General features: G+C 34.8%; 25 protein-coding genes. 10 read left to right on the plus strand and 15 right to left on the minus strand.

Annotated features, from left to right (window positions below; genetic code table 11):
• Window positions 1–302 precede the first annotated feature (302 nt).
• Together E0F91_RS07970 and E0F91_RS07975 are read right to left on the minus strand one after the other, a co-directional pair.
• A complete protein-coding gene (locus E0F91_RS07970; RefSeq protein WP_132065772.1) occupies window positions 303–1,751 on the minus strand; it encodes a glyceraldehyde-3-phosphate dehydrogenase in 1,449 nt (482 codons plus the stop codon).
• Between the two features lie 158 nt (window positions 1,752–1,909).
• The gene (locus E0F91_RS07975; RefSeq protein WP_132065774.1) at window positions 1,910–3,310 is read right to left on the minus strand and encodes a trypsin-like peptidase domain-containing protein; all 1,401 of its coding nucleotides are present in this window, start codon (window positions 3,308–3,310) and stop codon (window positions 1,910–1,912) included.
• Window positions 3,311–3,448: 138 nt separating this feature from the next.
• On the opposite strand from E0F91_RS07975, the gene dapF reads away from it, so the two are divergent.
• From dapF to E0F91_RS08000, 5 genes are all read left to right on the plus strand, one after another.
• Entirely contained in the window at window positions 3,449–4,231 is a 783-nt protein-coding gene (gene dapF / locus E0F91_RS07980; RefSeq protein ID WP_132065775.1) for a diaminopimelate epimerase, read from the plus strand.
• Window positions 4,232–4,548: 317 nt separating this feature from the next.
• Window positions 4,549–5,082: a GNAT family N-acetyltransferase gene (locus E0F91_RS07985; protein ID WP_132065777.1), complete on the plus strand. Its 534-nt coding sequence runs from the start codon at window positions 4,549–4,551 to the stop codon at window positions 5,080–5,082.
• Window positions 5,083–5,163: 81 nt separating this feature from the next.
• Window positions 5,164–6,204 (plus strand): endolytic transglycosylase MltG, encoded by a 1,041-nt coding sequence (gene mltG, locus E0F91_RS07990; RefSeq protein ID WP_132065780.1) that lies wholly within the window; start codon window positions 5,164–5,166, stop codon window positions 6,202–6,204.
• Entirely contained in the window at window positions 6,201–7,121 is a 921-nt protein-coding gene (locus E0F91_RS07995; protein ID WP_424955341.1) for a DUF2279 domain-containing protein, read from the plus strand. Before mltG ends, E0F91_RS07995 begins: the two co-directional genes overlap by 4 nt.
• A 96-nt stretch (window positions 7,122–7,217) precedes the next feature.
• Window positions 7,218–7,859 carry a peptidoglycan-binding protein LysM gene (locus tag E0F91_RS08000; RefSeq protein ID WP_132065784.1) on the plus strand — a complete coding sequence of 214 codons (642 nt, stop codon included), beginning with the start codon at window positions 7,218–7,220 and terminating at the stop codon, window positions 7,857–7,859.
• A 69-nt stretch (window positions 7,860–7,928) separates the two neighbouring features.
• On the opposite strand, the gene E0F91_RS08005 is transcribed toward E0F91_RS08000, so the two are convergent.
• The 5 genes from E0F91_RS08005 to udk form a co-directional block, all read right to left on the minus strand.
• A complete protein-coding gene (locus tag E0F91_RS08005) occupies window positions 7,929–8,447 on the minus strand; it encodes a hypothetical protein (protein ID WP_132065786.1) in 519 nt (172 codons plus the stop codon).
• A gap of 340 nt (window positions 8,448–8,787) precedes the next feature.
• Window positions 8,788–10,926, minus strand: a complete 2,139-nt coding sequence (gene scpA / locus E0F91_RS08010) for a methylmalonyl-CoA mutase (RefSeq protein ID WP_132065787.1) — start codon at window positions 10,924–10,926, stop codon at window positions 8,788–8,790.
• Between the two features lie 67 nt (window positions 10,927–10,993).
• Window positions 10,994–12,358: a methylmalonyl-CoA mutase subunit beta gene (locus E0F91_RS08015; RefSeq protein ID WP_132065789.1), complete on the minus strand. Its 1,365-nt coding sequence runs from the start codon at window positions 12,356–12,358 to the stop codon at window positions 10,994–10,996.
• A 48-nt stretch (window positions 12,359–12,406) separates the two neighbouring features.
• The gene (locus E0F91_RS08020; protein WP_132065791.1) at window positions 12,407–12,730 is read right to left on the minus strand and encodes an FtsB family cell division protein; all 324 of its coding nucleotides are present in this window, start codon (window positions 12,728–12,730) and stop codon (window positions 12,407–12,409) included.
• Window positions 12,731–12,880: 150 nt separating this feature from the next.
• Window positions 12,881–13,489: a uridine kinase gene (udk, locus tag E0F91_RS08025; RefSeq protein ID WP_073353515.1), complete on the minus strand. Its 609-nt coding sequence runs from the start codon at window positions 13,487–13,489 to the stop codon at window positions 12,881–12,883.
• 146 nt (window positions 13,490–13,635) lie between these two features.
• Here udk and E0F91_RS08030 point away from each other — a divergent pair, with 146 nt between their 5' ends.
• The 4 genes from E0F91_RS08030 (at window position 13,636) to E0F91_RS08045 (ending at window position 16,014) form a co-directional block, all read left to right on the plus strand.
• Window positions 13,636–14,217, plus strand: a complete 582-nt coding sequence (locus tag E0F91_RS08030; RefSeq protein ID WP_132065793.1) for a Crp/Fnr family transcriptional regulator — start codon at window positions 13,636–13,638, stop codon at window positions 14,215–14,217.
• Window positions 14,218–14,304: 87 nt separating this feature from the next.
• A complete protein-coding gene (locus E0F91_RS08035; protein WP_132065795.1) occupies window positions 14,305–15,057 on the plus strand; it encodes a pirin family protein in 753 nt (250 codons plus the stop codon).
• Between the two features lie 44 nt (window positions 15,058–15,101).
• Window positions 15,102–15,632, plus strand: a complete 531-nt coding sequence (locus tag E0F91_RS08040) for a YceI family protein (protein ID WP_132065797.1) — start codon at window positions 15,102–15,104, stop codon at window positions 15,630–15,632.
• Window positions 15,633–15,699: 67 nt separating this feature from the next.
• Window positions 15,700–16,014, plus strand: coding sequence for a response regulator (locus tag E0F91_RS08045; RefSeq protein WP_132065799.1), 315 nt, complete (start codon window positions 15,700–15,702; stop codon window positions 16,012–16,014).
• 55 nt (window positions 16,015–16,069) lie between these two features.
• On the opposite strand, the gene E0F91_RS08050 is transcribed toward E0F91_RS08045, so the two are convergent.
• The 5 genes from E0F91_RS08050 to dnaA all read right to left on the minus strand — a co-directional run bounded on the left by E0F91_RS08050 (window position 16,070) and on the right by dnaA (window position 21,073).
• Window positions 16,070–16,951, minus strand: a complete 882-nt coding sequence (locus tag E0F91_RS08050) for an SDR family oxidoreductase (RefSeq protein WP_165930105.1) — start codon at window positions 16,949–16,951, stop codon at window positions 16,070–16,072.
• 70 nt (window positions 16,952–17,021) lie between these two features.
• The gene (locus E0F91_RS08055) at window positions 17,022–18,149 is read right to left on the minus strand and encodes a methionine aminotransferase (protein ID WP_132065801.1); all 1,128 of its coding nucleotides are present in this window, start codon (window positions 18,147–18,149) and stop codon (window positions 17,022–17,024) included.
• Window positions 18,150–18,340: 191 nt separating this feature from the next.
• Entirely contained in the window at window positions 18,341–19,063 is a 723-nt protein-coding gene (locus E0F91_RS08060; RefSeq protein ID WP_073353511.1) for an SAM-dependent methyltransferase, read from the minus strand.
• Between the two features lie 107 nt (window positions 19,064–19,170).
• Window positions 19,171–19,638: a low molecular weight protein-tyrosine-phosphatase gene (locus tag E0F91_RS08065; protein ID WP_132065803.1), complete on the minus strand. Its 468-nt coding sequence runs from the start codon at window positions 19,636–19,638 to the stop codon at window positions 19,171–19,173.
• 7 nt (window positions 19,639–19,645) lie between these two features.
• Complete coding sequence (dnaA, locus tag E0F91_RS08070) at window positions 19,646–21,073, minus strand: chromosomal replication initiator protein DnaA (protein WP_073353506.1); 1,428 nt, start codon at window positions 21,071–21,073, stop codon at window positions 19,646–19,648.
• Between the two features lie 184 nt (window positions 21,074–21,257).
• Between dnaA and E0F91_RS08075 the strand changes: the two genes are divergently transcribed.
• Window positions 21,258–21,662 carry an acyl-CoA thioesterase gene (locus tag E0F91_RS08075; protein WP_132065805.1) on the plus strand — a complete coding sequence of 135 codons (405 nt, stop codon included), beginning with the start codon at window positions 21,258–21,260 and terminating at the stop codon, window positions 21,660–21,662.
• A gap of 29 nt (window positions 21,663–21,691) precedes the next feature.
• On the opposite strand, the gene E0F91_RS08080 is transcribed toward E0F91_RS08075, so the two are convergent.
• Genes E0F91_RS08080 through ribD form a run of 3 tightly spaced genes read right to left on the minus strand, consistent with a single transcriptional unit; the run spans window position 21,692 to window position 24,009 of the window.
• A complete protein-coding gene (locus E0F91_RS08080; RefSeq protein WP_132065807.1) occupies window positions 21,692–22,315 on the minus strand; it encodes an IMPACT family protein in 624 nt (207 codons plus the stop codon).
• Window positions 22,316–22,370: 55 nt separating this feature from the next.
• Window positions 22,371–22,973 carry an HAD family hydrolase gene (locus E0F91_RS08085; protein WP_132065809.1) on the minus strand — a complete coding sequence of 201 codons (603 nt, stop codon included), beginning with the start codon at window positions 22,971–22,973 and terminating at the stop codon, window positions 22,371–22,373.
• A complete protein-coding gene (gene ribD / locus E0F91_RS08090; protein WP_132065811.1) occupies window positions 22,966–24,009 on the minus strand; it encodes a bifunctional diaminohydroxyphosphoribosylaminopyrimidine deaminase/5-amino-6-(5-phosphoribosylamino)uracil reductase RibD in 1,044 nt (347 codons plus the stop codon). The genes E0F91_RS08085 and ribD overlap by 8 nt, the downstream gene beginning before the upstream one ends.
• Window positions 24,010–24,018: the final 9 nt, after the last annotated feature.

Below are 24,018 nucleotides of genomic sequence, written 5' to 3' on the forward strand. Positions count from 1 at the left end.
AAATCGTATTTTTAAAGGGGAATTTTTTGGAAATCAGTGAAAATCCGTTTTATCTGCGTTTTATTCGCTACAAAATAGGAAAAGTAATGCTTAAAAAAATCCGTTTAATCCGTGTCATCTGTGGCTAAATTTAGAGCAACAATGCCATTAAGAAAGCAAAAAAAAATCCGTCTCGTTGTTAAAAATGGACGGATTTTCTATTAAATTCAGGTTGTATTGCGGTTGTTTTAATTCTACAAATTAATGACTAAAAACTAATAACTAAAAAAGTACAACTGCAATATGCAACCTGTAAAGGACTGCTAGTAATACGTAAAACGTCTTACTTTAGCAATGTATTTTGCCAATCGGATTACTTGGTGGCTGTAACCGTATTCGTTATCGTACCAAATGTATAATACGATATTCTTTCCATCTTTTGAAACGATCGTCGCGTTACTGTCATAAATAGCAGGTTGAGGCGTACCTACAATATCTGAAGAGACTAACTCATTATTCATCGAGTATTTTATTTGCTCTACCAGCTCGCCTTCCAAAGCATATTTTTTCATGATAGCATTGATTTCCTGCACCGAAGTAGTTTTGGAAACTTCAAGGTTTAAGACAACCAAAGAGCCATTTGGAACTGGAACCCGAATCGCATTTGAGGTCAGTTTTCCTTCCAATGAAGGTAATGCTTTTGCAACAGCACTTCCAGCACCAGTTTCGGTAATCACCATGTTCAAAGCGGCTGCTCTTCCACGACGGTATTTTTTGTGCATGTTGTCTACAAGATTCTGGTCGTTCGTGTACGCATGAATTGTTTCTAAATGTCCTTTGACAACACCTAAAGTATCTTCAACCGCTTTTAAGATTGGTGTGATTGCATTTGTAGTACAAGATGCCGCTGAAAAAATATTAATTTCATCCGGATTGTATTCGTTCTGGTTTACACCATGAACAATGTTTGGAACTCCCTTTCCAGGAGCGGTAAGCAATACTTTATCGGCTCCCTTAGAAACCAAATGGCGGCTCAATGCCTCGTGTGTTGTAAATGCCCCCGTGTTGTCAATTACTAAAGCATTATCGATTCCAAAAAGCGTATAATCAATTTCTTCTGGAGCGTTTGCAGTAATAACATGGACAGTAGTTCCGTTGATTATCAATGCGTTATTTTCGGGGTCGGCAATTACAGAACCTTGAAAGTCTCCATGTATAGAATCATATCGCAACAAGGAAGCTCTTTTTTCAAGCGATGTAGCGTCATTTTTATCACGTGTAACAATCGCTCGCAAGCGCAACTGACTTCCTTTTCCCGTTTTAGACATCAGCTCTCTGGCTAATAGACGACCAATACGTCCAAAACCATATAAAACAACATCTTTAGGTTGCACTTCCTCTGAGTCTTTTGCGTTTTTTAATTTGTCAATCACAAAATACTTAGCATCTGGGTATTTGTCCTCTTCTAAACCATATTCATAGGTTAGCTTGCCAATATCTAATTTTGAAGGTAGCAAGTTCAATTCTAAAACCGCTTTTGCAATTTTAACAGAATCGAATATCGAAATGGGTTTGCCTACAAATTCAGCTGCATATTCATGCAGATTAATGATGTCACTGACATTTCTGTCAAGGAGTTGATTTCGAAATAAAACCATTTCGATTGATTTGTCGTACCATAAATCGCTGATAATTTTAATCAGTTTTACTCCTGCGCGTCGCCTGTCAGCTTGAAAAGAAACTTCTTTTTCGTATAAAGTTGTAGTTGCCATGTTGAAAATTTAATGAAAATAAGTGATTGTATTTTTTAAAATTTGCGCAAAAGTACCGATTTCAATCGATTTCGTAACGTGTTTTGTTATTTATTTGCAAATAAAAAAGCCATCTTGTTTTTTTCAAGATGGCTTTCGTTTTATCAAAAAAGGAAGCATTAGAGAATCACCCGCATTACTTCTCCACTTTTAGTAATCATTTCAATACGCACGGTTTGGCTTTCTTCTTTTTTACTTAAAAGTTTAGACACCGTTTCTACATCTGTAGCTTTGACATTGTCAATACTCAAGATAATATTTCCTACCAACTCCTCTTTGTATTGTTTTAAACTTTCGCTGGTGATCGATTTGATTTTTACGCCATAATCAATTTTAAATTTCTTTTTATCTGCTGCTTCAATATTTTCTAATTCAATTCCTTTAAATTCGGTGCTGAAAAATTCATTTTTACTCAAGATAACTGCAACAACTTTAGTTTTTCCGTCTCGTATAAAAGAGACCTGCACTTTGTCATTTGGTCTTTTAGTATTGATATATCCCGAGAGATCAGCAAAAGTAGCAATGTTTTGATCGTCTAATTTAATAATGATATCCCCTTTAGTAAGTCCTGATTTTTGAGCACCAGAATTTTGCGTTACTTTATTAATGTAGAATCCCTGTGTTTGCGAAATTCCTAACTCCTTAGAAGCAATTCCATTTAGTTCGCCTCCTTCAACACCCAAAATTCCACGTTGTACATTTCCAAACTCCATTAAATCTTCAATGATTTTTCGAGCAATATTCGAAGGAACTGCAAACGAATAACCTACATAAGAACCAGTCATCGAAGAAATCATCGTGTTGATTCCTATCAGTTCGCCACGCGTATTCACTAAGGCGCCACCACTGTTCCCCGGATTTACCGCGGCATCTGTTTGTATGAATGATTGGATACCGCTGGTGTCCAAATCTCTGGCTTTCGCCGAAACAATACCAGCAGTTACCGTGGACGTTAAATTATATGGATTTCCGACCGCCAAAACCCATTCGCCCACTTTCACCGAATCAGAATTAGCAAAAACAGTATACGGTAATTTCTCATTCGCATCAATTTTTAATAAAGCAATATCCATTTTAGAATCGGTTCCAATGAGCTTTGCCTGATATGATTTTTTATTATTCAAGGTAATTTCAATTTCAGAGGCACCTTTGATCACATGATTATTAGTCACAATATAACCGTCCTCAGAAATGATTACACCAGAACCTGTTCCTACTTGTTCCTGGGATTGCCCGCCTTTATACCCATAAAAATATTCTAAAATGGGATTTGTAATCGTTCTTCGAGAAACGTTTTTAACGTGGACAACCGTATGAATAGTCTTTTCTGCAGCCTCAGTAAAATCGAGTACATCCGATGATAAACCTACTTTCTTTCCGTAAGAATTGGATGCTGTCGTTACCAAAGTATCTTTGTCATTAGAAAAATAACCATTGGTGTCAAATAATAACTTGTAGGAACCTAGTGTTACTACTCCGCTCAACAAGGAAACTAAAAAAAGTGTTGAAAAATTTTTCATAATTAAATTCGTTTATTAAGATATTTACTTGTAAAAATAGAATTAAAATTGATTCCTAAAATACAGTTTAACGCTCTTTAACAATGATTAACATTTCATTAATAGTTCGTACTTTTGTGAGACACAATTCAAATTAAAATGCACTTAGAATTTTATAAATACCAAGGAACAGGAAATGATTTTGTAATGATTGATAATCGTTCTGAGTTTTTTCCAAAAGAGAACACAAAACTAATAGCACATTTATGTGACCGACGTTTCGGGATAGGTGGCGATGGGTTGATTTTGTTAGAAAATGATTCTGAAACCGATTTTAAAATGGTCTATTACAATTCAGATGGAAACCAAAGTTCCATGTGCGGGAATGGTGGACGCTGTTTAGTGGCTTTCGCCAAAAAGCTGCAGGTAATCGAGAATAATGCTACTTTCATAGCCACAGATGGTTTGCATCATGCAACAATTGGCGATGATGGATTGGTTTCGTTACAAATGATTGATGTTGCTGAGGTAAAGGTCAGTCCAGATCATGTGTTTCTAAATACGGGTTCGCCACACCATGTACAATTGGTTGATGATTTAGAAAAGTACAATATCAAGGAAAATGGAGCTGCTATTCGATACGGAGATTTATACGGTAAAGCAGGAAGTAATATCAATTTTGTAAAACAAATTGACGATTCTACTTTTTCGTTACGAACGTATGAAAGAGGCGTAGAAGATGAAACACTTTCTTGTGGAACAGGTGCTACAGCAGTTGCAATTGCGATGAACGTACTAGGAAAAACAGAGGCATCTTCAATAAATTTGAATGTTGAAGGTGGGAAATTAGTAGTTTCGTTTGAAAAAAAAGAAGGGCAATTTTCCAAAGTCTTCCTGAAAGGACCGGCGGAATTTGTATTTAAAGGGAGTATTGAGATTTAATTTTCGAAACAATTTATAAAAATTAAAATCCTCTATACTCTAAAATAAACAGCATATAATTTTAAACATATAAGTCAAGTAAGTTAGTCTGTCAAATAGTGGTTAAAAGGCAATGTAAGTTAAAACGTCCTTTGCAAGTCTATAAGTTCGTGCTAAAATGAACTATTGGTTTTACTTGATTTTATTCAAATTAAAAACTTATATGACTTATATGTTTTAACATTGTTGAATAAAATGCTGTTATTTGTAGCATTAAGCGTTAAAATAAACTTGGTGTATCTCTGTGATGCCTTTGTGTAACTTTGTGAAACAATTAAATGAAAACATTAAAAGGCGACAACATCTATATTCGTGCAATAGAGCCCAATGATTTGGAGTTTGTGTATGCTATAGAAAACGACCAGAGCATTTGGGAAGTTAGTAATACACACACGCCTTATAGCCGGTTTTTAGTCAAACAATATTTAGAAAATGCTCATCAGGATATTTATGAAGCCAAGCAATTGCGATTGGCTATTTGTCAGGATCAGGATTTCCCCGCTTTGGGTTTGATTGATTTATTTGATTTTGATCCAAAGAACAACAGGGCAGGAGTTGGTATTGTTATCCAAGACAACGAAAACCGAAAACAAAATATTGGTTCCGAAGCTTTGGCATTATTAATTGAATATGCTTTTTATAATCTTAATTTACACCAATTATATGCAAATATAGGAACCGAAAATGAAGCAAGTAAAGCTCTTTTTACTAAATTTGGATTCGAAAGGATAGGTGTAAAGAAAGACTGGACTTTTGTAAACGGAAAATACAAAGATGAAGCTATATTTCAATTGATTAATACTAAATTTTAAAACGTTCAGTTATAATTCCCAATCTTTTAAACAGAAAGTACAGATTATAAACACTAACACTCCAACAAAAAAATACCACAAATGAACATAAAAAAAATCATCACTATAGTTTCCGTAATTTTAATATCACTATTAATGATATACGGATTGGTCATTTTACGTCAGATTTTTTCTTCCAACACAAAATTTTCGGAGAACGAAGTCTATGTTTATATTCCAACGGATTCAAAATATGATGATGTCAAAAAAATAATGGCACCTTATGTCGAAAACATGGAGCGATTTGATATGGTTGCCAGTAAAAGAGGCTATTCTGATAATGTAATTCCGGGACGTTTTTTAGTGACAAAAGGAATGAACAGTTATGAATTGGTGAAAACCTTGCGACTTAATTCGGCTGTAAAGTTAGCTTTCAACAATCAAGAACGAGTAGAAAATTTAGCGGGACGTGTAGGTTCTCAAATCGAAGCCGACAGTGTAGCGTTATTGAATTCGTTTAAAGATTCTATTTTTCTAAAAGAAAATGGATTCAACGAAGAAAACGTTTTGGCACTATTTATTCCAAATACATACGAGATTTATTGGAATACTACCGCTGAAAAGTTCCGCGATAAGATGATCAAAGAATACCGTAATTTTTGGAATAAAGAAAGAGTTGCCAAGGCGCAAAAACAAGGGTTGACGCCAATTGAAGCAACTATTTTGGCTTCAATAGTGCATAAAGAATCTGTTAAAAAAGATGAAAGACCTAGAATTGCAGGTGTGTATTTGAACCGTTTAAGAGCTGGAATGCCGTTGCAAGCCGACCCAACCGTAATATTTGCAATGAAAAAGAAATCGAATGATTTTAATCAGGTTATTAAGAGAGTTTTTTATAATGATTTGACGATGGCGCATCCTTATAATACCTATATGAATGTTGGTCTGCCTCCTGGACCTATTGCTATGCCTGACATCACTGCGTTAGAAGCTGTTTTGGACCCTGAAAAAAACAACTTTATTTATTTCTGTGCCAGCGTAGAGCGTTTCGGATACCATGAATTTGCCGCCACTTTAGAAGAACACAATAAAAATGCCAAAAAATATTCGGATTGGATCAACAGTCAAGGAGTGAAAAGATAATTTTGAAATTTAAAGTATTCCTTTTATTTTTCTTGTTTATTGGGTTCCAAGTTGGTTTCTCACAAAATCAGGAGGAAAGTTTTTTTAAACCCTCCGATTCTTTAAATGCGAAAAGACAAAATTCCGTTATTATTTCGGAAGCAGTTTTGGCCACGGGAACTTTAATAGGCTTAAACCAACTTTGGTACGCCGAGTATCCTAAATCTAATTTTCATTTTATAAATGACAATGCTGATTGGCTTCAGATGGATAAAGCCGGTCATGTGTTTTCGTCGTATCATTTGGGTCGGTTTGGTGCTGAAATGTTACATTGGAGTGGAGCTACTAAAAAAAATCAATTGATTTACGGTGCTGGACTCGGTTTTGCATTTTTAACCGCCGTTGAGGTTTTAGACGGATATTCCTCTGAATGGGGTGCTTCCTCTGGCGATATAATTGCTAACGCAGCTGGAACCGCTTTATACATTTCCCAAGAATTAATCTGGAAGGAACAACGCATTACCCCGAAATTCTCTTTTCATACTACGAAATATGCAAGTGAAAGACCGGAAGTATTAGGCGGTTCCTTCTCTGAGCAAATTTTAAAAGATTACAACGGTCAAACGTATTGGCTTTCGGTCAATTTACATTCTTTTGCTAAAGGTTCTAAAATACCAAAATGGCTGAATGTTGCATTGGGATATGGAGCCGAAGGAATGATCACTGGAAGAAACGAAAATAGAACCACTTTTTCAGCTTCAAATACACAACGGTTTAGACAATTTTATCTGAGTTTGGATGTCGATTTAACAAAAATTAAAACTAATTCTCATTTTTTAAAGACCGTTTTTTCTGTTTTTAATACTATTAAAATTCCCGCACCAACCATCGAATTGAGGCGTTTCAACGAGGTAAAATACCACTTCATCTATTTTTAGAAAAGTTTAACTAACTGATTATCAGTATAATTATTTTTATTGTATCTTTGCGCGTAGAAATTTCATAACGGGACAGCGTTTGAAGAAAAACAATTTATGATAAAGAAATGGTATTTTTATGCAAGTTTGACTGTGATTACAGTTTTTTTGAGCTCAGGTTTTAGACCTTTTAATTTGGAAACCAACCCTTGGTTTCTTATCAATGAAGAAGATGGTACACACTACTTATATCCATCTCAAGAACAAGAAGAATACACGAATTTAAACATCCCTTTTACCGGAAATTTTTTCATTGGTTTCAGAGAAGCGTTAGGCCATCGAGAATCAGAAAGCAAATACAAAAAAATTAATTCTTTAGGATATATGGGTAAATACCAATTTGGTATTGAAACCTTAAAATCAGTGGGGATATACAATCGGTCTGCTTTTTTGAATAGCCCTGAACTGCAAGAAAAGGCGTTTTTAGCACTTTTGGCACAGAATAAATGGGAATTAAAAAAAGAAATTGAAAAATACGAGGGTACGATTTTGAATGGCATCCGTGTTACAGAATCTGGGATATTGGCAGCTGCTCACCTTGGAGGTGCGGGATCTGTAAAAAAATACTTTAGATACAAAGGCAAACGAAATTTTAGAGATGCTTATGGAAGTTCCGTACGTAGTTACATGAAAATGTTTGGAGGTTATGATACTTCGTTTATTGTTGCAGACAGCAATGCGAAAGCCAAAATCAGATAATACATTATTGGATAAAAAAAATAGGCTGTCACGCAAGGATTGACAGCCTATTTTTTTTGTATTATTAGATTACTTTGCTTTAAGAATTTCTCCATTAGGGCGAACCAATAATTTAATGGTTTCCTTATCTTTTTTTATTTTTACGTTATATTGTTTTTTGATGATGTCTCCATCCTCTTGTGTGTAAACAAAACTATCATTTACTATAGACCAGCCCGGATATGTTCTGTAAATGGAGTAGATTACTTCGCTAGGAAGGACTACATTTTTGAATTGTTCTACAACACGTACCAATTTTCCTTGTTCGTTGTAGGTAGCGGTTAACGATCCATTTTTTACCTCCATAACCACGAGATACTCTTCGTATCCTTCGGCATCTTTTCCTAAATCATAAGCGATGAATTTTTCTTCTACCATTTTGACTCTTTGGTCAGGATTATTATCAGGGATATAAACTGAAAAATCAGTTCCTACTCTCTTAATTATCACTCCGGGTAATTCTTCTATTTTGATTTTTCCTTTATCCGTCACTTGAGCATTTACTGCTAGTGTAACGCTTAAAAAAAGTATAATAATAAGTGCTTTCATAATATTTAAGTTTTTAAATTAATCAATTATTTTTGTTTTTACAATGTACTAAAAGATTCTAAGGCTTACATTTTACTTCCCCTTTTTAAATTCACTTAATTATCTAAATATCAGTATTTTAAAATATATTTTTTTTAAAAAAAATAATATTAACATGTAAATTTAGTTTTTTAATTCAGGGTTTAGCGTTAATTTTTACTATAATTAATGTTAATAAAATCAATGAAATCAAATTTTTTTTAACAGGATTTATAGGTTATTTAGTTTTAATTGAAAACAAAAAAACACCAAGCTTTCGATTGGTGTTTTTAAAGTAAGATATACAGTAAGTTGCGTAAATTTATTCGAAGCTACCCATTAAAATCTCTAATATTTTTATAGCTGCTTCGCTAATTTTTGTTCCTGGTCCAAAAACGGCTACTGCGCCAGCATCGAACAAAAATTGGTAATCTTGTGCAGGAATAACACCTCCAACAACTACCATAATATCTTGTCGATCATATTTTTTAAGTTCTTCAATTACTTGGGGAACTAAAGTTTTATGCCCTGCGGCTAGAGAGGAAACACCCAGAATATGAACGTCATTTTCTACCGCTTGTTTGGCAGCTTCAGCCGGTGTTTGAAAAAGTGGGCCAATGTCAACATCAAAACCTACATCGGCATAACCAGTAGCGACCACTTTGGCGCCACGATCGTGTCCATCTTGTCCCATTTTGGCAATCATGATTCTTGGGCGACGCCCTTCTTTTTTAGCGAATTCATTTGCCAATTGTTTTGCTTTTTCAAAACTTTTGTCGTCTTTTATTTCTTTGCTATACACACCGCTAAAGGATTTAATTTGTGCTTTGTATCTTCCAAAAACCGTTTCCAACGCATCACTAATTTCTCCTAAAGTTGTTCGGTTTCGTGCAGCTTCAACTGCGATTTCTAATAAATTCCCCTCACCAGTTTGTGCACAAAGGATTAATTTTTTCAGTGAATCCTGAACTTTTTCAGAATCTCTACTGGCTTTGATTCGATCTAATTGTTCCAGTTGTTGCTTGCGGACCATTTGGTTATCCACATCCAAAATTTGTAAAGGATCTTCTTTTTCTAATCGATATTGATTGACACCTACAATAATATCTTGGCCACTGTCTATTCTTGCTTGTTTTCTAGCCGCCGCTTCTTCAATTCTCAATTTAGGAATACCAGATTCGATAGCTTTGGTCATTCCGCCCAATTCTTCTACCTCTTCGATAAGTTTCCAAGCGTTTTCGGCGATTTCATTCGTCAAACTTTCAACATAATAACTTCCTGCCCAAGGATCGACGGTTTTGGTAATTTTAGTTTCCTCCTGTAAATAAAGCTGTGTGTTTCTGGCAATCCTTGCTGAGAAATCTGTTGGTAAAGCAATTGCTTCGTCCAAAGCATTGGTATGCAAAGATTGTGTTCCTCCAAAAGCGGCTGCGGCTGCTTCAATGCACGTTCGAGCTACATTATTAAAAGGATCTTGCTCTGTTAAACTCCAACCCGAAGTTTGACAATGCGTTCGCAACGCTAATGATTTATCGTCTTTTGGTTCAAATTGTTTGACCAGTTTCGCCCATATCATTCTTCCCGCACGCATTTTTGCAATTTCCATAAAATGGTTCATTCCAATCGCCCAGAAAAATGATAATCGTGGAGCAAATTCATCAATTTTCATTCCTGTCGCTAATCCTGTTCTAATGTATTCCAATCCATCGGCCAGTGTGTACGCTAATTCAATATCGGCAGTGGCTCCTGCTTCTTGCATGTGGTATCCCGAAATTGAAATAGAGTTGAATTTCGGCATTTTTTTGCTGGTGAATTCAAAAATATCAGCAATGATTTTCATCGAAGGGGTTGGCGGATAAATGTACGTGTTTCGCACCATGAACTCTTTCAAAATATCATTTTGTATCGTACCGGAAAGTAACTCGGGTTTTACGCCTTGTTCTTCGGCGGCGACAATATAGAAAGCCATAATAGGTAAAACGGCGCCATTCATCGTCATGGAAACGGACATTTCATCCAGCGGAATTTGGTCGAATAATACTTTCATATCTTCTACGGAATCAATTGCGACTCCTGCTTTTCCAACATCACCAACCACACGTTCATGATCGGAATCATAGCCACGGTGTGTAGGTAAATCAAAAGCGATTGAAAGTCCTTTTTGCCCTGCAGCTAAATTTCTTCTGTAAAAAGCATTACTTTCTTCAGCTGTCGAAAATCCTGCATATTGGCGCACGGTCCATGGTCTTCGGACATACATTGTTGCGTAAGGTCCGCGTAAATTTGGTGCAAAACCAGCTCCAAAATCAAGATGCTTGATGTTATCAATATCTTGTTTCGAATACGTTGGTTTTAGTTCGATTCCCTCTGCGGTTAGAAATGCATCAGTAAGAGAATTTTCATGCTCCACTTTCAACGGTGTACTTTCTAATTTTATATGTTGTAAATCTTTTCTTTTCATTTGTTTAGTACCAAATTACATGAATGCTGATGAATTTTCAATTTTGATTAGCCGAAATTTTTAAATGTTATTCAAGATCTAATCTTTCCTGTTCTATTTTTTCTGCCAAACGTTTTTCGATTATGGGCGTAATCAAAGTTTTTCTTGGTTTGACTTTTACAAAAGGAAACAACTCTAAATCATGTTTCATTTTGTCCTGTTTATTAGGATGTTTGTTTGTGCCTAATAGAATTTCTTTCCCAGAATCAAATAATTCCTGAGCTGCATCTGCACTTTCCTGAATTTTCCTTTTGATGATTCCGTCGTTAAGTTGTTTCAAGAAACCACCATTTGCTTCTATATCTTTGAACAAAGCCAATCCTTTTTCGGCTAATTGATTGGTAAGATTTTCGATATAATAACTCCCGTCAGCCGGATTATTGACTTTGTCAAAATAACTTTCGTTTTTGAGAATCAACAATTGATTTCTGGCGATTCGGTCGCCAAATTCATTGTCTTTGTGGTACAACGCATCATAAGGTAAATTAGCAATAGCGTCCGCTCCACCTATGATGGCACTCATACATTCGGTTGTGGTTCGCAACATGTTTACGTTATAATCGTATAATGTTTTGTTTCGTTTGGTTGGCGAAACGATGATGTTACAATCTAAGTTGTGGTTGTATTCCTTGGCAATCAGATTAAAAAGTAAGCGCAACGCACGTAGTTTTGCAATTTCAAAAAAGTAATTTGTTCCAACGGCCACTTCAAAAACTATGGGTTGATTTATGGTTTCAATTCGATTGAAATATTCATTTGCCTGTCCTAAACTATACGCAATTTGCTGCACCATATTGGCACCTGCATTTTGATACAAAGCAGCATTGATGCTGATTAATGACACTGATGGTGTTGCTGCCGAAAGTAAATTCAGTGTGTCAAAATTACTTTTTTCATTAGTTGTAAACCAGTTTCCATCTTTGGCTAATTGCCCAATTGGATCCAGATTGCAAAAAATAATAGTATTATTTATCTTTGCGAAAGCGTCAATTTTTTTGACGAAATCGATTGAAATAAATCCAAGATTAAAATAAATGGTTACTTTTTCTAATGGTAATTGCTCCAAAAGATTGGTAATATCAATTGATTCGTTTTCTATTGTAAACCGAAGGCTGTCCGCACCACGACTTAATGTGTCGAGCGCTCTCTCTATTGATTTTTGAACATCATAGACAAATATATTTTGACAAATTTTAAATTCAGACGCTTTAGTGGAAACAGGAAAAGCTTTAGTAAACTCATCTTTGTGGTAAAAGGGTTTTACCTGAATGTCTTCGGGAGAATTCCAAACTAAGGTTTCATTATAATCCGCTCCTTTGAGTTCAAACTGGATTTTTTGTTTCCATTGTTTGGAGGAAATTGGATCAAAAGCATCGAAAAGGTTTGCAGCCATTTTTTGGTTGATTAAGTATGGTTTTGAATAATTAATGTTTTAATTATTTTAGTTTTTTTCAATCGTGTCACCTTCGAATTCGATGATATAAATATCTTCACTATCTTTTTTCATATAGTATTTTTCGCGGGCGTATTTTTCTATTTGTTCTGAATTTTTTAATTGCTTAATGTTCTTCTGATCTTTCTTTATTTCTTCTTTGTAATACGCCGCATTATCCTCTAAATCTTCAATTTGTTGATCCAAAATACGATGATCAAAATACGAATAGTTGTCCAGAAAAATCATCCATGAACAAAAAAACAACAAAACCCAGACATATTTGTTACTTAGAAATTTAAACCAAGACTTGTCTTTATACGGATTTGTCATTTTATTTTTTTTAACCCCGATTGAAGTTGAAATCCTTTTAGTAGGTGATGAGGACTAAGAAAGACTCACGTACTAATTGATTGCAATCTCATCATCAAGACGAGACGGGAAATAGCTCTTACTAATTATTACTCTAAAATTACAACTAAATTATAGAATTTTCTGATTTATTACTGCACGTACCACATCAATGGCTACAGTATTGTATTTGTCGTTTGGAATAATGATATCGGCAAACGCTTTAGTAGGTTCAATGAACTGTTCGTGCATTGGTTTTAATGTGGTTTGATACCTATTAATAACTTCGTGCATATCGCGGCCTCGCTCTACAATATCGCGTTTCATCCGTCGGATTAATCGTTCGTCAGAATCGGCATGAACGTATATTTTCACATCAAATAATTCTCTTAACTCCGGATTTGCAAGAATTAAAATTCCTTCTACTATCATCACTTTTCTGGGATGTGTAAAAACAGAATCATCAGTTCTATTGTGCGTTGCAAAAGAATAAACGGGTTGGTGAATGTTGTTTCCCTCTTTTAATTCTTTAAGATGTGCAACGAGTAACTCAAAATCAATAGCACGCGGATGATCAAAATTAATTAAAGCTCTTTCATCAAATGAAAGTCCGTGATTTTCTTTGTAATATGAGTCCTGAGAAATAATACCAACTTCCGTTTGTGGTAATTCGTTCATAATCTGATGTACAACGGTTGTTTTTCCGCTTCCTGTACCACCTGCAATTCCTATAATGAGCATAAATGTTTGGTTGTGTTTTTATGGATACAAAAATAGGAATTTAATCGGGAGCAGTTTTTGTTTTTTTAGGAAATATTGCTAATTTAATATATGTGCTACGGGTTTTCAATAAACATTTTTTACCTTTAGTTTCTAAAATTAAAACTTTGTATTCTCAAATCAACAAAAACATAAGCCGCTACGTCTCTTTTGACCAGCAAGAATTAGAAATCTTCAATTCTTTATTGGAGTTTAAAACCGTTCCAAAGAAAACGATGTTACTGCAAGAAGGTGATAGGTGCAACTTTGAAGCTTTTGTTGTCAAAGGCTGTGTCCGAAAATATTATATCGATGACAATGGCTTTGAAGTGATTCTTCAATTTGCTATCGAAAATGCTTGGGTAAGCGATATCTCGTTCAGTATCTACGAAGACAAACCAAGCCGTGTTTTTATCGAAACATTGGAAGATTGTGAATTTTTTATGTTCAGTCCTGAATCAAAAGAAGAATTGTTTAGTAACGCACCTCAATTTGAACGTGCGTTCCGAATCCTAATGCAAAGGAGTCTTGCGGTTACTCAAGACCGTTTATTTAATACCATTTCTAAAACGGCAACCGAGAAATATTTAGAGTTTCTTGAACATTATCCTACACTTTCACAGCGCGTTGCCCAACATTATATTGCGTCTTATTTGGGTATTTCAGCCGAGTTTCTTAGTAAAATAAGAACTAAAATCGCTAAACTTTAAATTCTCTTTTTTTATTTCTTGTCCTAGTTCAATGCATGCGCTCTTTTTTCGACGCAACTTTGCACCATACTATTAAAGATCAAGACAATGGAAAATACAGATAAAATTATAGACAATACAATTACGAATTCTGTTTTGCACAAAGCGAATACTCGCGGTCATGCGAATCATGGTTGGTTAGAGTCCCATCACACGTTTAGTTTTGCGAATTATCAAAATCGAGAACGAATGAATTTTGGTGTGTTGCGCGTTCTTAATGACGATAGAGTTAGCCAAGGAATGGGTTTTGGAAAACATCCACATGATAATATGGAAATTATTTCTATTCCGCTCGAAGGTGATTTAGAACACCAAGACAGTATGGGAAATACTACCGTAATCAAGGAAGGTGATATTCAAGCGATGAGCGCTGGTACCGGAATTTTTCATAGCGAATACAATAAAAACAAAGACCAATTGGTTAAATTTTTACAGATTTGGATTTATCCAAATAAAAAAAATGTAACGCCACGTTATGACCAAATTACTTTAGATTTAAACGATCGTCACAATAAACTACAGCAAATTTTATCACCAAATCCAGAAGATGACGGCGTCTGGATTCATCAAGATGCTTGGTTTCATATTGGGAAGTTTGATAACGATTTTTCTACTTCGTATGAATTAAAAAAACCGGGAAATGGAATTTATGCTTTTGTTTTAAAAGGAGATTTCACGATAGGAAATAACGCTTTAAATGAACGGGACGGATTAGGGATTTGGGATAGGAATACAATTAAAATTACTGCTAATTCAGCTAATGCCGAAATCTTACTGATGGAAGTTCCGATGGAATTGTAATTTAATAAATATCTAATTAATAATAATTTAAATAAAATAATACTATGTCAACAACAAAATGGGTAATTGACCCAACACACTCAGAAATTGGTTTTAAAGTGAAACACATGATGTTCACGAATGTTTCAGGTAAATTTTCAAAATTTGATGCGAACATCGAAGCCGAAGACAACAATTTAGAAAACGCGAAAATTGAATTCACCGGAGCAATTGATTCTGTGACAACAGGAAACGCTGATAGAGATACGCATTTATTGAGTGCTGACTTTTTTGATGCTGCTCAGTTTCCAGAAATTAAATTTAGCGCAACTTCTTTTACCAAAATTAATGAAGGCGAATATGAATTGATTGGCGACTTAACATTACACGGTGTTACTAAATCAGTGAAATTAGCTGCGGATTATGGAGGATTAATGAAAGATCCATGGGGAAATACCAAAATGGCGCTTGCATTAGAAGGAAAAATCAATAGAAAAGATTGGGGATTAAATTGGAATTCGGCTCTTGAAACAGGCGGTGTTTTAGTAAGTGAAGAAGTTCGTTTGAACATCGAATTGCAATTTTTGCAACAATAATTGTAAAGTAAATAAACAGAAATCTCAAAGGATTATTTTCTTTGAGATTTCTGTTTTAAAAAATAGAATGATGGAAACCATACATATTTTATACATAGGAAGACATCTTGAAATTCTAGAAACCGTCATCCGATTAATAAATGCAAACGAGAATTGGAATGGAGTAGGCGTTATGAATGATGAGGAAGCGAAGGATGTTTTTCTAAGAAAAGATTTTTCACTTGTATTGTTGGGTTCCGGAATTCAGGAAGAAAGCGAAACTGAATTGTGTGCTTTTTTCAAAAATATATATCCAAATATTAGCATTGTTCAGCATTACGGTGGAGGAAGTGGTTTGCTGAAAAGTGAAATTCTACTCGCCTTGGAAAACAATAAAAATTAGTAGAAACAAAAAGAGAGCCATGTGAATGACTCTCTTTTTGTTATTTTATAAACTATTATTTATTCTTCTTTGCTTTGATCATCATTTCCAATTGATCCCAAAGTTCCTCTGGAATTGCTTCAAGTAAATTAAACTGTCCAGCGCCTTTCAGCCATTCACCACCATCAATTGTAATTACATCTCCGTTGATGTATGCTGAAAAATCGGAAACTAAATAAGCTGCTAAATTGGCTAATTCCTGATGATCTCCCACCCGTTTTAACGGCACTTTTTTAGCCATGTCAAATTTTTCGGCTAAATCTCCAGGTAACAATCGGTCCCACGCACCTTTAGTAGGGAACGGTCCCGGAGCAATTGCATTCGACCGAATTCCGTATTTTGCCCATTCTACCGCAAGACTTCGTGTCATAGCCAAAACACCCGCTTTTGCAGTAGCGCTAGGCACCACGTAAGCAGAACCTGTCCAAGCGTAAGTCGTAACAATATTCAAAATGGTAGATGATTTTTGTTTGGTGTCAATCCAATGTTTTCCAAAAGCAAGTGTACAGTTTTTGGTTCCTTTTAAAACGATATCAATTACAGTGTCAAAAGCATTTGCAGACAATCTTTCGGTTGGTGAAATGAAATTTCCGGCAGCATTATTTAGTAAAACATCTACTTTACCAAAAGCTTTCAACACTTCTTTCAGCATATTTTCGACTTCTTCATAATGACGTACATCGCATTGAATAGGAAGGCATGTTCCGCCGGTTTCCGTTTCTAGTTCTGCAGCAGTATTTTTTAGTTTTTCTAAATCTCTGGAAGTAATGGCCACTTGCGCACCCAATTCCAAGAAATATTTAGTCATTGCTTTTCCTAAACCGCTTCCGCCTCCGGTTACGACAATCACTTTGCCTTTTAGTGCATCGTCGCGTAACATTTTATCTGTATAACTCATGTTTTGATGTTTTTATAAGGTAAATATATTAAATTAAAATAGTATGCATGCATAATAAAAACAAATACTTTTAAATGACGCATAATCTTCTAGCGGCTTCTTCCAGCGTAGCATTGTCTTTGGCAAAGCAAAACCGAATTAATTTTAGATCTTTTCCATCAGCGTAAAAAGTAGAAATAGGAATTGCAGCAACGCCATGTTCTATAATAAGTCGTTTACAAAAAGCAACATCATTCTCATTTGAAATAGCTGCATACGAAACCACTTGAAAATAAGTTCCTTCACACGGCATCAGTTCAAAACGGCTGTCTTTTAATAATTGTCTAAAATAATCTCGTTTTTCCTGATATAATTCTCCAATTGCAGCTGTAGAAACCAAGTCCAAATACGCACTAATGGCCATTTGACAAATACTATTGACGCTAAAAACTAAAAACTGATGGACTTTTTTGATTTCTTTCATTAAATAATCAGGTGCTACTAAATAACCAATTTTCCATCCCGTAACATGGAATGATTTTCCAAAAGAAGAAACCATCACACAACGATTCAACAGTTTCTCCCGAGTATGAGCTGAAATATGTTTTTCCTCGAAAGTGATGTATTCATAGACTTCATCCGAAAGAAGTACGATATCAGGATATTTTTCGAGCAGCATTTCCAAGGCTTCAAAATCAGATTCCGTTAAAATTTTCCCCGTTGGATTGTGCGGATTGTTAATGATAATCATTTTTGTTTTTGTAGTACACGCTTTCTCGATAATTTCCCAATTGGGGGTGTAGTCATCGTTTAGAGCCACACGAATCGGAGTTGCGTTGGACAATAATACGGGCGCTTCATAGCAATCATAACTTGGATCTAAGATAATTACTTCATCATTGTTTTTTACCAAAGCGGTTATGGTGGTAAAAATTCCTTGTGTCGCTCCGGCGGTAACTAGTAGTTCCGTTTCAGGCTGAACTGTTCTTTGATAAGAGTTCTGAATTAATACCGCTATTTTTGATAATAACGGGGGATAGCCGGACATTGGTGTGTATTGATGCACATTTTCTTTGGCTAGTTTGGCAACAATATCTGTTAATCTTTCGTCAACAGGAAAGTTTGGAAAACCTTGTGAAAGATTGATGGCATTATGTTCAGCTGCCATTTTTGACATAACTGTAAAAATACTCGTGCTGATATTTGGTAGTTTACTCATAAAAAAATGATTAATTCTAAACATAAAAATAGGTTTTTATATTTAGAATTAATCATTAGAAGTATTGTTTTTATATTTATTCAACTCTTTTGAGTTGAATAATTTAGAAGCTTAATATCGTTTGGATGAAGTATATGTTCTGTGATTTCTGTTAATTTCATCCTTTAGGATTTTTAAAGAAAAGTTTGAATTTACATTTTGTGTATGATAAAAATGGTAGGACGTTTATGCAAATCGATAGTTTCTTTTTTCCAAGCCGCAATTTTTTTTGTTTTGATGTATTCTGTAGGCAAGGTGATATCCGTGGCGATACATAAATGCGTTTCAGGATGTAAAGTTTGGACTAAATCTTCCAGTAATTTATTATTACGGTATGGTGTTTCAATAAAAATCTGAGATTGATTTTTTTCAAAAGAGACTCTTTCTAACGTTTTAAAACTGGCTTTCTTTTCGTCTTTTTCAATAGGTAAATAACCATGAAAGGTGAAACTTTGACCGTTCATTCCTGATGCCATCATTGCCAAAAGAATAGAAGAAGGACCTACCAAAGGAATAACCTGAATTCCTTTTTCATGCGCTAATTTTACAATTACAGCACCAGGATCAGCTACTCCAGGACATCCCGCTTCGCTCATTAAACCCATGTTTTGTCCTTCCAAAAGTGGTTTTATAAAGTCTAAATGTTCTTTAATTTCGGTATGTTTGTTCAACACAAAAAGCTTTAGCTCAGCTTGTTTTTTCTCTGGACTTACTTCCTTGATGGACTTACGCGCTGTTTTGTCGTTTTCAACAATATAATAATCGATAAGATCAATACTTCTTTTTATAGTTTGTGGTAAAACATCCATCGGATCACAATCGCCCATGGTTGTAGGTATTAAATACAATTTTCCTAAAACAGTGTTTGATTTCATGAGTGTTATTTATGGACCTATTATGGTGTTGATGGGATTATTATTGTTGGCGATTGATTGCGAATTATAAGATTCTAAGTGCTAACCACAATTTTTGAACAAAAAAATTATTGGTGTTTGGCTAATAGTTTTTTGGCAATTACATCGCAAACTTCATCCAACATGTTGTAAACAATTTCGAATCCATTGGGTAAACCAAAATAAGGATCAGGAACATCTACATTTTCTTTTGGAAATAATTCATTTAAAATTAGCTCGACTTTTTCTTTGTGTTGTTCAGTTTTGGCTAAAGTTAGTACATCGCTGTAATTAGTATTGTCCATCACATAAATGTAATCGTACGCATCAAAATCAGTAGTGCTGAATTGCCTTCCTTTTTGATGTGAAATGCTAATTTTGTTTTTTTTTGCAACAGCAATAGAGCGTTCGTCAGGTGCATGACCAATGTGCCAAGAACCAGTTCCTGCGGAATCAACAGTGAATTTTCCCTTTGGAAGTTTTGAAGCCAATATTCCTTCAGCTAACGGAGAACGGCAGATGTTTCCTAAGCAAACCATTAAAATTTTTACAGGCATAATGCTTTTACAACGTTAATTTTTTGTTGATATCTTCTACAAATTTCTTGAATTGTTTGTCGGTGGCCACTAAATTGTCAACCGTTTTGCAAGCATGTAACACGGTAGCGTGATCACGATCTCCAATTTGAGAGCCGATATTTGCCAAAGATGCTTTTGTGAATTTCTTTGCAAAAAACATAGCCAATTGTCTGGCTTGCACTACATGTCTTTTTCTCGTTTTTGATTGTAAGGTTTCTAAATCCAATTGGAAATAATCAGAAACAATTTTTTGAATGTAATCAATAGAAATTTCTCGCTTTACATTTTTAACGAATTTTTCAACGACACTTTTAGCAAGTTCTAAAGTAACTTCCTTTTTGTTAAAGGAGGATTGTGCAATCAATGAAATAATTGCTCCTTCTAATTCTCTAACGTTCGATTTGATATTACGGGCAACGTATTCTACAATTTCTTCTGGAATTTCTACACCATCGCGATATAATATATTTTTCAAGATAGAAATTCTTGTTTCATAATCGGGCTGGTGTATTTCAGCAGACAATCCCCATTTGAAACGAGATAACAAACGTTGTTCGATATCTTGCATGTCAACCGGTGCTTTATCTGAAGTTAAGATCACTTGTTTTCCATTCTGATGCAAGTAATTGAAGATGTGAAAAAACACATCTTGCGTTCCTGATTTGCCAGAAAGAAATTGTACGTCATCTATGATCAAAACATCAATTAGCTGATAGAAATGGATGAAATCATTTCTATTGTTTTTTTTAACGGAATCTATGTATTGCTGAGTAAAAATCTCTGCTGAGATATACAAAACGGTTTTTTCAGGATATTTATCTTTTATTTCCACACCAATAGCGTGTGCTAAATGTGTTTTTCCTAGACCAACTCCCCCAAAAATCAATAGCGGATTGAATGAAGTTCCACCTGGTTTATTGGCTACAGCCATACCTGCGGATCGTGCTAATCTATTAGAATCTCCCTCTAAAAAATTATCAAAACTGTAATTAGCATTTAGTTGAGATTCAATTTTTAAATTTCTTATACCTGGAATGACAAAAGGATTTTTTAATTCGGGGTTTAAGTTTTTAAATGGAGCATCTACTTCTTGTGGTTTCATAGGAACTCTATTCGCACTTGGCAACTGTTCTGTAAACGGTTGTTTATTGCCATAAGTGTTTTCCATTCTGATTTTATAGAGTAACTTAGCGTTTTTTCCAAGTTCTTTTGTAAGGGCTACTTTTAGTAATTTCACATAGTGCTCCTCTAACCATTCATAGAAAAATTTACTAGGAACTTGAATATATAATGCGTTATCGGTAAGTTCAACTGATTTGATTGGTTCGAACCAAGTTTTGTAAGCTTGGTCTTGGATGTTGTCTTTTATAAAAGACAAACAGTTTTCCCATACTGATTGAGCAGTTTTGTTCATATATTCTATTAAATTGTTTTTAATTGGTAATTGTTATCTTACTAAAAAAAAGGAGTTTTGTAATTATTTATCGGGGTAACAAATATGTGAACAAATTTCTGTAAAAAAAAATATATAGGGTAATAATTTCACGAATTATTGTTGTAAGGCACTGTTTAAAATTAAAATATTTAATATAAAATTAATGAAAGATCATCAAATAGAAGTTAGAGTACGCTACTCGGAAACTGACCAAATGGGCGTTGTATATCACGGAAATTACATACCTTATTTTGAAATAGGAAGAGTGGAATGGCTTAGAAACAAAGGGATATCGTATAAAATAATGGAAGAAAAGGGAATTGCCCTTCCTATTGTTTCTATGAATATAAATTATAAAAAATCAGCGCGTTATGATGAGTTGCTTACGGTTCACACGGTTTTCAAAAGTCAGACGTCCGTAAAGATAGAATTCGATTGCGCAATCTATAATGAAGCGAATGAGTTATTAACAACTGCCCAGTTTATTTTGGTTTTTGTGTCAATAAAAACGGGTCGCCCAATTGCTCCTCCAGATTATATTTTGGAATTGTTAAAAACTTTGGAATAAACTGAAAAAAGTACGGTTTTAAATCAGAATTAGACTCGTTTTATGTCTATTTCAAATAACGTTTGAAAAATGTCGAAGACCATTTCGGCATTTTTTTTTCGTGTTTTTACCTCAATTACCCCCATTGGAAGGGTTGAGATTTCATTTATTTCCATTTCTTGAGAAACAATTTCTAGTTTCTTTTCCTTGATTACCCGCATCACTTTATTCATGTTTTTGTAATCAAAGGAGATTATAAAATGGACATCAATGGTTTTTTCGACAATATCGCAGGTGGCAAGTACGAGTTGTGCAGTTGTTTTGTAGGCTGTAATCAATCCTCCAACACCTAATTTTACTCCTCCAAAAACGCGAACGACTACCAGCAATACATTTGTAATGGCAAAAGATTGAATTTGGCCATAGATGGGCATGCCAGCGCTGTTACTAGGTTCTCCATCATCGTTTGCTCTATAAGTAAGCGCATCAGTACCCATTTGATAGGCATAACAAAAATGACCAGCATGCGGATGTTGTTTTCGTAAATGGTCTAGGATTGGTTTTAGCTGATCCTCTTCTTGCATTGGGAATGCGTAACCAAAAAACTTACTATTTTTATCTTTGTGAAGAATTCCTTCTACGGGTAATTCAATGGTGTTGTATGTATCTTTCAATAGGAATTAAAAAGGGAATGAATTTTTAAACTCGATTTGCTTTTGAAGCCTTTTTTCAAATTAATTTTTTGTCTAATAAATGGATGACGTCTTCTTTTCCGACTTGTAAATTCCAAACTTCAAATCCTAAAGCCAGCGCAACATCAGTGTTTTCTTTTTTGTCATCTACAAATAGGGTTCTTTTGGGAGCCAATTCATGATTGTTTATCAGGTGATTAAAAGTTTCAGGATTGGGTTTTCTTGTGCCAAGTTCAAACGAAAAATATACTTTTTCAAAACATTGATAAAAATCCCTGTAAAAAGAAATTCCGTTTGTTTGCTCAAAATTTTCAATATGGATGGCGTCGGTGTTCGACAATAGAAACAAGCGGTATTTTTGGGAAAGCATTTGTAAAAATTCTAATCGATATAAAGGAAAGTCAAGAAGGATGGCGTTCCAAGCCGTTGTAATTTGCTTGATACTAGCCGTTGGGATGTGTTTTTGAATGCCAAGCAGAAAATCTTCACGAGATATTTTTCCAGTTTCAAACTGCAGGTTCAACTGTTCTAGATCATCATTCCACTCTGTTAAGCCTAAGTTTTTAAAAGCAGTAACAGAAGCTTGCTTGTCTAAATTGATAAAAATATCACCAAAATCAAAAATTATAGTATTAATCATAGTTTCTAGAAATTAGAAGTTCGTCAGTACCAATCAAAGATTTTTCGAACTGTTTTTTACCGAGAATAGGCGCTTTGATTCCGGAATTGAATGGGATGTTTCCAACGAATATTCGTGCTTCATCCCATAGATTGGCGTCTATAAAAGATTGCAAAGTTTGCCTTCCGCCTTCAATAATAACGGACTGAATTTGATGTTCGTACAGCGATTGAACTACTTGCTGAACTACGTTTTGTTCAAAATCAATTATTTCAAAGATAGTATTTTCTTTTTCAGCAGCGGTTTTAAATTTAGAAAAAAGGATAGTTTTAACTTGATTGTCAAGAATTTGGCTATCTTCTGGAATGCGATTATTTTGGTCTAAAACTATTCGGACAGGATTATTTCCCCGCCAGTCTCGTGCGTCAAGTTTAGGATTGTCGTCAATAACAGTTTGTGTTCCTACCAGAATTCCCTGCTCCTCAGTGCGCCATTTGTGAACTAGTTGTCTGGAAAATCCATTGGTAATCCAAACGGGTTTTTTTTCTAATTTTTCCATTGGAGCGATAAAACCATCTTTGGATTCTGCCCATTTTAAAATAAGGTACGGTCTTTTCTTGTTGTGAAAAGTAAAAAAGCGCTTGTTCAATTCAAAACAGGCCTCTTCTAGTACGCCAACAGTTACTTGAATTCCGGCTTCGATTAGTTTTTTGATTCCCTTACCCGCCACTTTTTCGTTAGGATCTATAGTTCCTATGACCACTTTTGGGATTTTATTAGCGATAATCAAATTGCAGCACGGTGGTGTTTTTCCAAAATGGCTGCACGGTTCTAAACTTACGTAAATGGTTGCTTTTTTCAATAAGGTCTTATCTTTTACTGAATTTATGGCATTTACTTCTGCGTGTGGTTCACCCGCTTTTCTATGCCAACCTTCACCGATTATCTTTCCATCATAAACAATTACACAACCTACCATAGGGTTTGGATATGTAGTTCCTAAACCATTTTCAGCTAATTCGATGCACCTCTTTATATATATTTCTTGTATTTTCACAATACAAAA

Source organism: Flavobacterium sandaracinum (assembly GCF_004349135.1).
Classification (GTDB): Bacteria; Bacteroidota; Bacteroidia; order Flavobacteriales; family Flavobacteriaceae; genus Flavobacterium; species Flavobacterium sandaracinum.

Coding starts and splice junctions, on each gene's coding strand:
- E0F91_RS08050 (WP_165930105.1), bottom strand. CDS start 16,951: ATGAGTTATACAGATAAAATGTTACGCGACGATGCACTAAAAGGCAAA.
- E0F91_RS08055 (WP_132065801.1), bottom strand. CDS start 18,149: ATGAGTAAACTACCAAATATCAGCACGAGTATTTTTACAGTTATGTCA.
- dapF (WP_132065775.1), top strand. CDS start 3,449: ATGCACTTAGAATTTTATAAATACCAAGGAACAGGAAATGATTTTGTA.
- udk (WP_073353515.1), bottom strand. CDS start 13,489: ATGCTCATTATAGGAATTGCAGGTGGTACAGGAAGCGGAAAAACAACC.
- E0F91_RS07975 (WP_132065774.1), bottom strand. CDS start 3,310: ATGAAAAATTTTTCAACACTTTTTTTAGTTTCCTTGTTGAGCGGAGTA.
- E0F91_RS08000 (WP_132065784.1), top strand. CDS start 7,218: ATGATAAAGAAATGGTATTTTTATGCAAGTTTGACTGTGATTACAGTT.
- E0F91_RS08045 (WP_132065799.1), top strand. CDS start 15,700: ATGATGGAAACCATACATATTTTATACATAGGAAGACATCTTGAAATT.
- mltG (WP_132065780.1), top strand. CDS start 5,164: ATGAACATAAAAAAAATCATCACTATAGTTTCCGTAATTTTAATATCA.
- E0F91_RS08085 (WP_132065809.1), bottom strand. CDS start 22,973: ATGATTAATACTATAATTTTTGATTTTGGTGATATTTTTATCAATTTA.
- E0F91_RS08075 (WP_132065805.1), top strand. CDS start 21,258: ATGAAAGATCATCAAATAGAAGTTAGAGTACGCTACTCGGAAACTGAC.
- E0F91_RS08060 (WP_073353511.1), bottom strand. CDS start 19,063: ATGAAATCAAACACTGTTTTAGGAAAATTGTATTTAATACCTACAACC.
- E0F91_RS08040 (WP_132065797.1), top strand. CDS start 15,102: ATGTCAACAACAAAATGGGTAATTGACCCAACACACTCAGAAATTGGT.
- E0F91_RS08065 (WP_132065803.1), bottom strand. CDS start 19,638: ATGCCTGTAAAAATTTTAATGGTTTGCTTAGGAAACATCTGCCGTTCT.
- dnaA (WP_073353506.1), bottom strand. CDS start 21,073: ATGAACAAAACTGCTCAATCAGTATGGGAAAACTGTTTGTCTTTTATA.
- E0F91_RS08035 (WP_132065795.1), top strand. CDS start 14,305: ATGGAAAATACAGATAAAATTATAGACAATACAATTACGAATTCTGTT.
- E0F91_RS07970 (WP_132065772.1), bottom strand. CDS start 1,751: ATGGCAACTACAACTTTATACGAAAAAGAAGTTTCTTTTCAAGCTGAC.
- E0F91_RS08005 (WP_132065786.1), bottom strand. CDS start 8,447: ATGAAAGCACTTATTATTATACTTTTTTTAAGCGTTACACTAGCAGTA.
- E0F91_RS07985 (WP_132065777.1), top strand. CDS start 4,549: ATGAAAACATTAAAAGGCGACAACATCTATATTCGTGCAATAGAGCCC.
- scpA (WP_132065787.1), bottom strand. CDS start 10,926: ATGAAAAGAAAAGATTTACAACATATAAAATTAGAAAGTACACCGTTG.
- E0F91_RS08015 (WP_132065789.1), bottom strand. CDS start 12,358: ATGGCTGCAAACCTTTTCGATGCTTTTGATCCAATTTCCTCCAAACAA.
- E0F91_RS08020 (WP_132065791.1), bottom strand. CDS start 12,730: ATGACAAATCCGTATAAAGACAAGTCTTGGTTTAAATTTCTAAGTAAC.